This window comes from Streptomyces sp. NBC_01257, from assembly GCF_035917255.1.
In the GTDB taxonomy this organism is placed as follows: domain Bacteria; phylum Actinomycetota; class Actinomycetes; order Streptomycetales; family Streptomycetaceae; genus Streptomyces.
Genome location: NZ_CP108472.1, coordinates 221,996 through 232,969, shown reverse-complemented (window position 1 = coordinate 232,969; position 10,974 = coordinate 221,996). Strand labels below are relative to the sequence as shown.

General features: G+C 70.2%; 11 protein-coding genes. 5 read left to right on the top strand and 6 right to left on the bottom strand.

Going from position 1 to position 10,974, the window contains the following annotated elements:
* Position 1: 1 nt before the first annotated feature.
* Positions 2–544 carry an ArsR/SmtB family transcription factor gene (locus tag OG408_RS01110; protein WP_326667507.1) on the bottom strand — a complete coding sequence of 181 codons (543 nt, stop codon included), beginning with the start codon at positions 542–544 and terminating at the stop codon, positions 2–4.
* A 57-nt stretch (positions 545–601) separates the two neighbouring features.
* On the opposite strand from OG408_RS01110, the gene OG408_RS01105 reads away from it, so the two are divergent.
* Positions 602–1,507: a S41 family peptidase gene (locus tag OG408_RS01105; protein ID WP_285567691.1), complete on the top strand. Its 906-nt coding sequence runs from the start codon at positions 602–604 to the stop codon at positions 1,505–1,507.
* Positions 1,508–1,652: 145 nt separating this feature from the next.
* Here the strand turns inward: OG408_RS01105 and OG408_RS01100 are convergent, their stop codons facing one another.
* Complete coding sequence (locus OG408_RS01100; RefSeq protein WP_326667504.1) at positions 1,653–2,474, bottom strand: DUF1684 domain-containing protein; 822 nt, start codon at positions 2,472–2,474, stop codon at positions 1,653–1,655.
* Positions 2,475–2,709: 235 nt separating this feature from the next.
* On the opposite strand from OG408_RS01100, the gene OG408_RS01095 reads away from it, so the two are divergent.
* From OG408_RS01095 to OG408_RS01085, 3 genes are all read left to right on the top strand, one after another.
* Complete coding sequence (locus tag OG408_RS01095) at positions 2,710–2,850, top strand: putative leader peptide (RefSeq protein ID WP_285567695.1); 141 nt, start codon at positions 2,710–2,712, stop codon at positions 2,848–2,850.
* Positions 2,851–3,196: 346 nt separating this feature from the next.
* The gene (locus OG408_RS01090; protein WP_326667501.1) at positions 3,197–4,309 is read left to right on the top strand and encodes an LLM class flavin-dependent oxidoreductase; all 1,113 of its coding nucleotides are present in this window, start codon (positions 3,197–3,199) and stop codon (positions 4,307–4,309) included.
* A 10-nt stretch (positions 4,310–4,319) separates the two neighbouring features.
* Positions 4,320–5,690 carry an NtaA/DmoA family FMN-dependent monooxygenase gene (locus OG408_RS01085; protein WP_326667500.1) on the top strand — a complete coding sequence of 457 codons (1,371 nt, stop codon included), beginning with the start codon at positions 4,320–4,322 and terminating at the stop codon, positions 5,688–5,690.
* A gap of 239 nt (positions 5,691–5,929) precedes the next feature.
* Here OG408_RS01085 and OG408_RS01080 read toward each other — a convergent pair whose 3' ends face one another.
* The 3 genes from OG408_RS01080 to OG408_RS01070 all read right to left on the bottom strand — a co-directional run bounded on the left by OG408_RS01080 (position 5,930) and on the right by OG408_RS01070 (position 9,529).
* Positions 5,930–7,333, bottom strand: a complete 1,404-nt coding sequence (locus OG408_RS01080; RefSeq protein ID WP_326667498.1) for a DHA2 family efflux MFS transporter permease subunit — start codon at positions 7,331–7,333, stop codon at positions 5,930–5,932.
* A gap of 409 nt (positions 7,334–7,742) precedes the next feature.
* Positions 7,743–8,414 carry an enoyl-CoA hydratase-related protein gene (locus tag OG408_RS01075; protein ID WP_285567704.1) on the bottom strand — a complete coding sequence of 224 codons (672 nt, stop codon included), beginning with the start codon at positions 8,412–8,414 and terminating at the stop codon, positions 7,743–7,745.
* Positions 8,415–9,085: 671 nt separating this feature from the next.
* Positions 9,086–9,529, bottom strand: a complete 444-nt coding sequence (locus tag OG408_RS01070) for an SMI1/KNR4 family protein (protein ID WP_326667495.1) — start codon at positions 9,527–9,529, stop codon at positions 9,086–9,088.
* A 168-nt stretch (positions 9,530–9,697) separates the two neighbouring features.
* Here OG408_RS01070 and OG408_RS01065 point away from each other — a divergent pair, with 168 nt between their 5' ends.
* A complete protein-coding gene (locus OG408_RS01065) occupies positions 9,698–10,417 on the top strand; it encodes an MBL fold metallo-hydrolase (RefSeq protein ID WP_326667492.1) in 720 nt (239 codons plus the stop codon).
* Positions 10,418–10,432: 15 nt separating this feature from the next.
* Here the strand turns inward: OG408_RS01065 and OG408_RS01060 are convergent, their stop codons facing one another.
* Positions 10,433–10,945, bottom strand: coding sequence for a MarR family winged helix-turn-helix transcriptional regulator (locus tag OG408_RS01060; protein WP_285567711.1), 513 nt, complete (start codon positions 10,943–10,945; stop codon positions 10,433–10,435).
* Positions 10,946–10,974 lie beyond the last annotated feature (29 nt).

Genomic DNA, 10,974 nt, shown 5'->3' with positions numbered 1-10,974 from the left:
GCTAGACGGAACCGGGAGTGCCGGCCGGCGAAGCCTGTTGATACAACGCCACCAGTACCCCGTGCACCGGCTGGTCCTCAGCGCCCTCCTCGGCCTCGTCGACGAGAGCGGCGAGGGCTTCGCCGAGCTCTCGCGCCTTCTCGGGACTGAGCCGCAGGTGGCGCAGTGTCAGGTGGGGTTCCACGGGAGCGAGGTCCAGCTCCTGCGCCACCGCGGCGAGCATCGCGGCGGTGCCTGCCGCCCTGGGCTCGGCGACGAGCATGTGGCGGGCCGTGCGCTGGTAGTACTGCTCGGTGCCGCCGCGGACCTGGCGGGTCTCGGCGACGTGGATCAGCCCGGCATCGCGGAGCACCTTGAGGTGGTGGGCCACGTTGCCCTTCTTCGCGTCGAGCTGCGCTGCCAGCTGCCTGACGGTGGCAGGCCGGTGGCCCAGGGCGAAGAGCAACCGCTGGCGCAACGGGTGGGAGAGCGCCGCGAACTGCTCAGGTGCGCCGATCTCCAGAACGTCCTCGGGAGGCGGCGGATAGGAAGGCTGATCGCGCATACCTAAAGTGTCTAAAATTGTTGACGCTTTCGCAAGGGTGGTGCTCTACTCCCTGCCATGACGACTCTGCCGAAGCTTCAGCCCGCCTCCGTCATCGACGAGACAGCCCGGCTGCTGACCGAGCACTACGTTTTCCCGGAGATAGCCGAGCAGCTCGCCGGCCTGCTGAAACGACGCCTCACGGAGGGCGCCTACGACGTCGGCGAAGCCGGGGAACTCGCTCCTCTGGTCACCGCGGACCTGCAGTCCCTCAACGGCGACCGGCACCTGAGGCTGAAGCACCACGCCGACCCGGTGCCCCCGAAGCAGGGAGCGGCCACGCTGGACGCGATGCGCCGCGACTTCGACGCCTCGCTGGGCGGTGCGCCCCGGGTGGAACTGCTCGAAGGAGGCGTCGCCGTGGTGGAGCTGGCACCGATGCTGTTTCCGCTGGAGTGGGCCGCGGAGCCGCTGAGCGCCGCCCTCACCGTGGCCTCCCGCGCCCAGGCGCTGATCGTGGACCTTCGCGGCAACCGGGGCGGCGACCCGGACACGGTCGCCTTCGTGTGCAGCTACCTCCTGGACGAGCGCACCCACCTCAACTCCATGTACTGGCGCGCGGGCGAGCGCAGCGAGCAGTCCTGGAGCCTGCCGCACGTCCCCGGCGCGCGCTTCGGCGGCAGCAAGCCCTTGTACGTGCTGTCCGGCACCAGCACGTTCTCCGCCGCCGAAGAGCTGGCGTACGACCTTCAGCAGCTCGGCCGCGCCGTGGTCGTCGGCGAGCGCACCCGCGGCGGCGCGCATCCCTGCCAGGGCTGGACCGTGCACCCGCACCTGGAAGCCACCGTCCCGGTCGGCCGTGCCATCAACCCGGTCTCCGGCACGAACTGGGAGGGCACCGGTGTGCAGCCGGACGTCCCGTGCGCCGCCGATGACTCCCTCGACCACGCACACGCGATGGCCCTCGCCCGGCTGGCAGGCTGACCCGCGCACACCTTCGACGGTCCCCTTCACACGGGGAGACGGCGCTTGCGGCGCACGTCCGGCCGCGTCGTTTCATTCGTATGAAGAATCTGCCGCCGTGCGCCGCCCGTCGGGGACCGCGGGCACAGCCCTCGGTCCCCGGTGATCAGGGCTGTCCGCCGCGCTCCAGCGGGATCCTCTCGCCGGCCTCGACCGCCACCGGAAGCCGGTTCTCCGCGGGCGGCAGCGGGCAGGTCGCCAGGTCCGTGTAGGCGCAGGGCAGGTTCGCGGCCCGGTTGAAGTCGAGGCTCACCCTGCCCTCCCCGTCAGGGGCTGCGACCTGAAGGGACCGGTTCGCCGCGTACGTGGTCACTCCCGAGGTCCGGTCCGTGAACAGCACCGAAAGGCTGCCGGGATCCCTGCCGTTGAACGCGGTGAGCCGGTGCACCGCACCGGCCAGTTCGAACTCGATCCGGCCGGGGGAGTCGTAGACGTGCTCCAGGCCCTCGACCGCCGCGCCGACGGTCACCTGGCGTGGTTCGTCGAAGGGGACGAAGTGTCCGGTGACGAGCCAGCGGGGGTCGGGGGCGTAGACGGGGGTGCGGGTGAAGGCGGTGCGCAGTGCGTTCCCGGGGTGGCGGGGCCGTAGGATGTCGTGCCCGCCGCGCTTGGCGACCTCGATGACCGCGTCACCGAAGCCGGCGTTCACGCCGGTGCGCTCGGCGAGGACGCCGAATTCGTACCGGCCGCGGACCGCTGTGCCGTCGACGGTCAGCTCCTCGCCCTCCGCCAGGTCGACCACCACCCCGTCCGCCGAGGTCGACCAGGCTCCGGGGGCGTCATCGAAGCGGGTCGGTTCGCTGCTCAGCCAGTGCAGGCTCGTGATCGCGAGGAACCCGTGCGGTGCGGCGAGTACCGCCTCGTGGGCGCGGTGCCACTGCTCCCATTCCTGGACGAAACTCACCCGGTCGATGTCCTGGACGGTCATGTCCACTCCTCGGTGTGCGCTCATGGGCCGGGCCCGACTGCCCGGCCGGCGTACTGCCGCATCGTGCAACTCCCCGGGGCCCGCGCCCCATTCCCGGATCGGTCACCGGATCCTGACCGGTCCTCTGGCACGGCATTGTTCAACGCGAGCCGAACGGCTAACGTGAGCCGAAATCACTGGCATCAGCAGCAGATCCCGAGCTGCTGACCGGGCCGAGGGATGCGAGGTGACCGGCATGCAGACGCGAGCGACCGACGAGCGCGACGGCGCCGTGCCGCACCACGGCGGGTCCTTCGAGCTGCGAGTGGCCCGGCGCCATGTCGACCTCCTCCGCGTGAGCAGCGCGCTGTGTCCGAGGACCTCCACCGGCCGCTGACCGCGCCCCGGCCGTTTCCGTTTCCGCCGTCGAACGTGGAGACCTGAACGCGCCTCACGCGTCCCGCCACGCCATCCACCCTCGCACCCACCCGGCTTGACGCCTGTCGCGACGCCCGTGGTCCACGACTGCCGCGTCCGGCTTGGCGGGCCTGCCGGGGTGTGGGTGTGTGCGTGCCGCACTGGTCCCGGACGGCGCGGCCGCCGCGTCCCAACGCGCTGATCGCGCCATTCACTCCGGCTTCCAGGCCATCGGGCGCCACCGCCGTCCCACGCCTGCTCACGTCCCACTCGCGCCCACGTCCCGTAGACGCCTTGCTGAACCGACTTCAACCGGAGGCAGTTCCATGTCTGACCACGCGGCCGGCCGTCCAGGCCTGCACCTCGCCCTCGAGGTGGACGGCGACGGCACCCACCCTGCCGCCTGGCGCCACTCGGGGCGTCCACCCGGAGCGATCCTGACTCCCCGGGCCCTGCGGGACGTGGTCGCCGCAGCCCAGGAGGCGGGCTTCGCCCTCGCCACCTTCGACGACTCGCCACTCCCGCTCCCTACGGGTCCGGGTGCGGTCGGACGGGTGGAGGCCGGAACCCGGGCGGCGTACGTCTCGCAGCTGACCGACCGCATCGGGCTCGCCCCCACCCTCCACGTCACCACCACGGAACCGTTCCACCTGGCCACGCAGCTGGCCAGTCTCGACCACGCCTCGCGCGGCCGGGCCGCCTGGTTGGTCGGTGCGGCGGCCGGCGCGGACGACCTCGCCACCGTCGGGGGAGAGGCGCTTCCCGCCGCCGCGCAGCTCCGTGAGACCGCCGACGTCGTCGACACCGCCCGCGCCCTGTGGGACTCGTGGGAGGACGACGCGGTCATCAAGGACGTCGCGACCGGCCGGTTCCTGGACGCGGACCGGGTGCACCCCATCGACTTCGAGGGCGCCTCCTTCACCGTCAAGGGCCCCCTGATCACGCCGCGTCCACCGCAGGGCCAGATCGTCGTCCTGGTCCCGGACGCACTGGACGCCGACGCGCGCGCCGACGTGGTCCTGGTCGGGCGCCCCGACGCCGCCGCACTGGCGGCCCGCGCGGCGGAGGCCAGGGCGGCGGGCGCGCCGCTGGTGTTCGCCGAGGTGGAGGTGGTCCTCGACGCGGACACACCCGCCACCGACCGGCTCGCCGCGTTGAACGAAGCGGCGGACTGGCCCGAGTCCGGACGGCTGCGCCATGTCGGCTCCGCCGAGGCACTGGTGCAACTGCTCCGCGAACTCGCCGAATCGGTCGACGGTGTCAGGCTGCACCCCGCCGTACTCGCCGTTGACCTGCCGGTCCTGACCGAACAGGTGCTGCCGGCCCTGGCCGCCGCCGGACTGCATCGCGCACCCCGGCCCGGCAACACCCTGCGCGAAACGCTCGGTCTTCCCCGTCCCGCCAACCGGTTCGCCGCCGCGGCGGCCGCGAGCTCCTGAGGTGAGTGCCATGAACGAACGCAACCCCGAAGCCCACGTTCACCTCGGTGTGTTCTTCACCGGCGTCGGTCCCCAGCTGATCTGGTCCGACCCGGACGCGCCTTCGCACACGGCGATCGAGACCTTCGTCGAGATCGCCCAGACGCTCGAACGCGGCCTGTTCGACGCGTTCTTCCTCGGCGAGGGGCTCCGGGTACGGGAGAACCGCGGCCGGGTCTTCGACCTGGACGTCGCCGGCCGCCCCGACGCGATCACCCAGCTGTCCGCGCTCGCCGCGGTGACCGAGCGGATCGGTCTCGTGGCGACGCAGAACACCACCTACAACTACCCGGCCGACCTGGCCCGCAGGCTGGCGAGCCTCGACCTGCTGTCCGAGGGGCGGGCCGGATGGAACATCGTCACCACCGACAACGCCTGGACCGGGGCCAACTTCCGCCACGGCGGCTGGCTGGAGCACGAGCGCCGTTACGAGCGTGCCGGACAGTTCGTCGATGCGGCAAAGGAGCTGTGGGCTTCCTGGGCGCCGGACGCGGTGGCGGCCGACGGGCGGGCCGCAGGATGGGCCGGGCCGGGCGCGATCAGCCCGGTGGAGCGGGGCAGCGACCTCGTACGATTCCGCGCCACGGCCACTGTGCCGGGCAGCCGTCAGGGGCGCCCGGTGCTGTTCCAGGCCGGGGACTCGGACGGGGGCCGGGAACTCGCCGCCCGTCACGCCGACGTGGTGTTCTCCGCCAACACCGAGTACGGGAAGGCGGTCGCCTATGCCGCTGACCTGCGCGACCGGCTGGCCCGCCACGGCCGCTCACCGGAGTCGCTGCGGATCCTGCCGGGTGCGAGCCTCGTCCTCGGCGACACCCGGGCGGACGCGGAGGAGAAGGCGCGCTGGGTGCGCGACGAGCAGGTCAACGGCCCGCGGGCCGTCGCGTATCTGGAGCAGTACTGGGGCACCGATCTGTCCGCCTACGATCCGGACGGCCCGCTCCCCGGCATCGAGCCGGTGGAGGGGGAACTCGACCCCTCTCGCGGCACGATCGCGATCGAGCTGCGCAGCGGGAAACTGGCCCTCATCCGGAAGTGGCGAGAGATGGCCGCCGAACGCGGCCTGTCGATCGTCGAGCTGGTGCGTGAGGTGTCCCCGGGCCACCCGACGTTCGTCGGGACCCCCTCGACGATCGCCGACGAATGGGCCCACTACGTGCGCACGCGTGCCGTCGACGGCTTCAACCTGCTCCCGCATCTGCTGCCGGCGTCGATCACGGACATCGTCGACAAGCTCGTCCCGGAGCTCCAGGAGCGGGGCGTGTACCGCACCGCATACAGGGGCACCACCCTGCGGGACCACCTCGACCTGCCCCCGCTGCCCGCCGCCGGCACTGTCTGACGTACCCGGAGACGACGAAACCACCGCGCCTCGCGCCCACAGAAGGGCGCGGGCCACGGTGGTGCCGCCGTCGGTGACATAGGAGGCGCGGGCGGCGCCAGGGTCTTCAGCCGGACATCGCCCGCCGCGGCAACCCGCCTACGTTCCCTCTCAGCGTGCCGGAACCGCCTTACGGCCGAATCCGCGTCGACAGGAAAGAGACCGGCGCCGACGTCACCTATCTCGTTGAGGCCGCCGGCTCAGTGGCCCACCAGCACGGTCGGGTCCGCGTTCTTGACCTTCCTGCGCGGCAGGAAGGCGGCCGGGGCCAGGCAGAAGGCGATCAGGACGGTCGCCACCAGGAACACCGAGGCGAACGCGTCACCCATCTGTGCCTGAATCCCGGAAGGCGTGGTCGCGTCGACGTCCTTGAGGCCGTTGGTGAGGAGCACCGAGAAGAGGGCGGTGCCGATCGAGGCCGCGACCTGCTGGACGATGTTCATCAGCGTCGAGCCGCGGGCGACGTTGTGGTCCGTCAGAGTCGCCAGCGCCGATGCCATGATCGGCATCATCGAGGCACCCATTCCGAGGCCCATCACGAAGAGCGCGGTGATGATGTACGCGTAGGACGTGTCGGAGGCCAGCTGCGTGAACATCCCCATGCCGACCGTGATCACCGCGATGCCGGTCAACACGATCTTGCCGGGGCCGATCCGGTCGGCGAGCATGCCGGCGATCGGCATCGTGATCATCGCCCCCACGCCCTGCGGTGCGAGGAGGAGTCCGGAGTCCAGCGCCGACTCGCCGCGCACCTGCTGGAAGTAGAGCGGGAACAGCAGGCTGGCGCCGAAGAACGCGACGGCGAACAGCGACATCGCGATCACCGAGATGCTCATGTCCCGGTTGAGGAACAGGCGCAGGTCGACCAGCGGGTGAAGGTTGCGCCGGTGCAGGGCCCACGGCACGAACGCGATGATGAGCACCAGCCCTATGCCTGCGGGAACCAGCACCTTGGCGGCCCAGACCGTTCCGGTCTCGGGTATGGACGAGACGCCGTACAGGAAGGTCGCGAGCCCCGGCGAAAGCATCACCATGCCGAGCCAGTCGAAGGTCTCCGACGGCTGCACACGGTCCTTGGGCAGAACGATCGCCGCATAGGCCAGGGCGATCGCACCGATCGGTACGTTGATCAGGAAGATCCAGTGCCACGAGGCGGCGTCGATCAGCCAGCCACCGAGGATGGGACCGAAGATCGGGCCGAGCAGCATCGGGATGCCGAGTACTGCCATCACCCGGCCGACCCGCTCGGGGCCCGCGGCACGCGTCAGGATCGTCATGCCGAGAGGCATCAACATGCCGCCGCCGAGGCCCTGGAGGACGCGGAACGTCACGAGCATCTCGAGCGAGGTGGCGGCAGCGCACAGCGCGGAGCCGGCGGCGAACAGCACGATCGCCAGGAGGTAGAGACGTTTGGTGCCGAACCTGTCGGCCGCCCAGCCGGTGAGCGGGATGACGCTCGCCAGAGCCAGGGTGTAGCCCGTCATCGTCCAGGCCACCTGGGCCGAGGTCGCGTGGAACTCCTTCTGGAACGTCTGCAGTCCGACCGACACCACCGTGATGTCGAGGATCGACATGATCCCGCCCAGCACGATGACGCCGGCCACGAGGAGAACGCTCTTGTCCAGGCGGTCTTGGGAGTCGGCCTTGGGGGGACTGCTCTCGCTTTGTTGTGAAGCGGTCACTTCTCAACCTTTCCAGGGAAAGACAGAACCATCCCGGTCGTCTGGCCCGTCCACGCCCTGGAGCTGCCGGATGGCCGCGACCGTCGTGGAGCCTTGCTCAAACGGGAGACTTCAGCCCTGTTGAGGTCGGAATGCAACCGGGCGCCCCCACCCTCACACCGGACTACATGATGGTTCGGAAAACCGATGAACCTTTATTGAGCAGGACCGTACCACCCGCTGTTCCGCCGGCATGAGGCCGGTAATGGGGTGTGCGCAGGCAGGCACGTCGGAGCCCGGTCGAGGCCTTCCGCTGTGCAGACGGGAGTGGTGACGTCGGTGGGGCGCCGGCTCAGCCGAGCGGGTCGGTGGTGTCGCGCAGGGTGGCCAGGACCGGGGCGTACATGCGGGCCTTGATGGTGCCGAGGGTGTCGCCGGCCTTGTTCACCTGTGCCTGGGCGATCTCGATCGCGGTGGAGCGCACGGCTTCCTCGGTGAGGGCCTGGTCGACGATCCCGGCGGCAGCGGCGTCGGCGCCGCCGTAGCGGTGGGCGGTGAGCATGGCCTTGTGCGCGGTCTGCGGGGCCAGGCGGGACTGGATGAGCGCGGACATGCCGGGAGTGAAGGGGATGTTGATGTCGGCTTCGGGCAGGCACCAGTAGCCGCGGTCGGCGCGCATGACACGGAAGTCGTGGGAGAGGGAGAACATCGCACCGGCGGCGAAGGTGTGCCCCTGCAGCGCGGCGACCGTGACGACCGGCAGCGAGAGCATCCGTGCGAACAGTTCGTGGACGGAGGCGACGTACTCCTGGTGCTGGTCGGCGTGGGCGAACAGCCAGTCCAGGTCGAGCCCGTTGGAGTAGAACTTGCCGGTGGCTGCGGTGACCAGGGCGCGAGGGCCTTCCGCCTTCTCCACCTCGTCGAGCGCGGCGGCGACGGCGGTGAGCCAGTCGGGATGGAAGCGGTTCTCCCCGTCTCCGAGGTCGAGGACGAAGACGTTGTCTTGGCGGTCGAGTGAGGGCATGACGTCTCTTTCGTGACTGGTCAGGTCGGGTCAGGTCAGATCTGGCCTGATGTGAGGTGATCCGGGTCGAGGTCTGCGGGCTACGCCTTGGGTCGGAACGCGGGATCGGTACTCGGGCGGTCATGCAGGGGGTGGAGGAGAGGGTCGTCGATGGGGGAGTGGTGGCAAGCCGGACCCGAGGGGCTCGGCGACGGGCGAGGACGCGGTCGATGCCGGTCGCGCTCGCCTCGTATCTCCGTGGCAGCACAGTGGCGCCGAGAACCTGGTCGCGGCCGTCACTCCTGCGGGGTTGCGGGGCCTCACGGTCCCACCACCCTTCCGACCGAATGTGCGGGGCCCACTTCAACTGTCCCTACCTGCCGGTAACTTATGGGGTCTGTCGTGGGGTACGCAAGAGGGGTGGCGGCATGGGTGGGATCCGTTCCGTGGATCGTTCGGCTCTGGCGGAGTCGCATGCGTACGGAAAGGGCTCGGCGGCGAGGGTGATTGCGGGCCTTGTCTCCTGCGACGCAGGGCGCTTCAGAAGCCAGGTCGCGGGGTCGGCGCGGCCGCCGACGTCGGCGCAGCGCAAGGGTCGCCGGGCCTGCCGTGACGGGCGAACGCCGGCTGAGCTGCCGGCATGGATCCGGTGGTGCGGTCGGCCGTGATGCGCGACCTGAACCGGCCCCGGATCAACGGTCGAGCTGCTCGGGAAGCACTCCGTTCAGCCATCGCTTCAGGAACTCGTCGACCGAAGGGGCTGCCCACCTGCGGCTGTCCGTCTCGTGCTCCCAGAGGAACACCTGATCATGTTGCCCGGGGACGAGGACGATGCCGAACAGATCGCCATTACCCGGGATGTCCGAGAAGAAGAACAGTTGGTCGAAGGCCATGTACTGGTCGGAGAAGGAGCGCCGAAGCTCCAGGTTCGTCTGAATGATCGTTTCGAGCGGCGACACCAGATGAAAGCCGTCCTCGCCGAGGATGCCGTTGCTCTCCCGCAGCACCGAGGCCAACATGTCCGGCAGCGGGTGCCCAAGGAGTTCCACGGCCTCGCGCAGCGCGTCATCCGTAGCCGGAGCGGTGAACCCGACCTCGTCCGTGCCGGCGTGCTGAGTGATCAACTCGTTCCACATCGGTCGATGATCGTATCGATCGTCGAGGAAGGCAATGCAACCGCAAGCACCCGGCGAGGCATGCCCGTGTCGTGCCCGCGCGGTCCGGCCTCCGCGTTCACGCTGCGCGCAATTCGCCGGCGGCGGAAGTGCCCGGACATTGTCCGGCCCCCACGCTAGCGTCGAGCCATGGAACTCACCCAGGTCACCCCTGCCATCTGGCAGTTGGCCTTCCCGGTCGGACACGTCCACTTCGTGCGCCTGCCCGACGGTTTCGGCCTGGTCGACACCGCCATGCCGGGTTCGGCACCCGCGATCCTGGATGCTCTGGCGCGGCTCGGCGGCCGGGCGCAGGACCTGCGGCAGATCGTGCTCACACACTCGCACATCGACCACATGGGCTCGGCCGCGGACCTCGTTGAGGCCACCGGCGCTCGCGTCCTCGCCGGAGCCGTGGACGCCCCGTTCATCCGCGGCACGGCGCCCGAACCCCAGCCCGTACACACCGGCCCGGAACGCGCGCTCCACGAGCAGATCGTGGCGGGGTTCTCCGAGGCGTACGGCCAGCCCCTGAAACATGTGGCGGTGGATGTGGAACTGCACGACGGAGGCAGCATCGAAGGCTGGGGCGAGCCCGTCCAGGTCCTGCACGTGCCCGGACACACCCCGGGAAGCATCGCGCTGCACCTCCCTTCCAGTGGAGTCCTGTTCCCGGGCGACATCGTCGCCACCGCGCAGGGGCGGGCGATCCTCGGTCCGTTCAACGTGGACAGGCAGCAGGCCATCGCCTCCTTCAGGCGGCTGGCCTCACTGGAGGTGGAAGCACTGTGCGTCCCGCACGGCGAGCCGGTGCTGAAAGGTGCGAGCGAGGTGCTGCGGGCGGCGACTCCGGAGAAGGACTGGGTGTGAGCCGAGCTCATCCGCCTACTGCGACCGGGACGGCGGAGGCGGTGTCACCGAGTCCTGATCCCTCAGGTGGCTGTCCATGGCGGTGTTCAGGTCGGCCATGAACGTTTCGAACCGTTCCAGGAGCTGGGGCGGGTAGTGCGACATCGCGGCGTCGAGGCGCTGGGAGAGCGGGTCGAAGAACTCGTCCGCTCGTTCCTGGATGTGCGCGCCGCTGCGGAGTGTGACGACGCGCCGGTCGGAGTGCTCGCGGGTGCGTGTGATGTGCCCCGCCGCTTCGAGGCGGTTCAGGAGTGCGGTGGTGGCGCCCGTGGACAGGGAGATCCGCTCGCTCAGCCGGGCCGGCGACAGGGGAGTGCCACGCTCCTCGGCGGCGGCGATCTCCAGGACCGCGGTTGCGTCGGTGGAGTGCAGGTCCAGCCAGGCGGCGAAGCGCCGGCCGAACTCGGCGTAGTGGCCGCCGTAGATCCTCAGCGATTCCATCAGCCGTTCGCGCTGCTCCGCGACGCTGTCGCGCACGGCTTCCTCCATGCCTCTGCCCTTCTTCCCTGCCGTGCGGT

Coding starts and splice junctions, on each gene's coding strand:
- OG408_RS01110 (WP_326667507.1), bottom strand. CDS start 544: ATGCGCGATCAGCCTTCCTATCCGCCGCCTCCCGAGGACGTTCTGGAG.
- OG408_RS01105 (WP_285567691.1), top strand. CDS start 602: ATGACGACTCTGCCGAAGCTTCAGCCCGCCTCCGTCATCGACGAGACA.
- OG408_RS01100 (WP_326667504.1), bottom strand. CDS start 2,474: ATGACCGTCCAGGACATCGACCGGGTGAGTTTCGTCCAGGAATGGGAG.
- OG408_RS01095 (WP_285567695.1), top strand. CDS start 2,710: ATGCAGACGCGAGCGACCGACGAGCGCGACGGCGCCGTGCCGCACCAC.
- OG408_RS01090 (WP_326667501.1), top strand. CDS start 3,197: ATGTCTGACCACGCGGCCGGCCGTCCAGGCCTGCACCTCGCCCTCGAG.
- OG408_RS01085 (WP_326667500.1), top strand. CDS start 4,320: ATGAACGAACGCAACCCCGAAGCCCACGTTCACCTCGGTGTGTTCTTC.
- OG408_RS01075 (WP_285567704.1), bottom strand. CDS start 8,414: ATGCCCTCACTCGACCGCCAAGACAACGTCTTCGTCCTCGACCTCGGA.
- OG408_RS01070 (WP_326667495.1), bottom strand. CDS start 9,529: ATGTGGAACGAGTTGATCACTCAGCACGCCGGCACGGACGAGGTCGGG.
- OG408_RS01065 (WP_326667492.1), top strand. CDS start 9,698: ATGGAACTCACCCAGGTCACCCCTGCCATCTGGCAGTTGGCCTTCCCG.
- OG408_RS01060 (WP_285567711.1), bottom strand. CDS start 10,945: ATGGAGGAAGCCGTGCGCGACAGCGTCGCGGAGCAGCGCGAACGGCTG.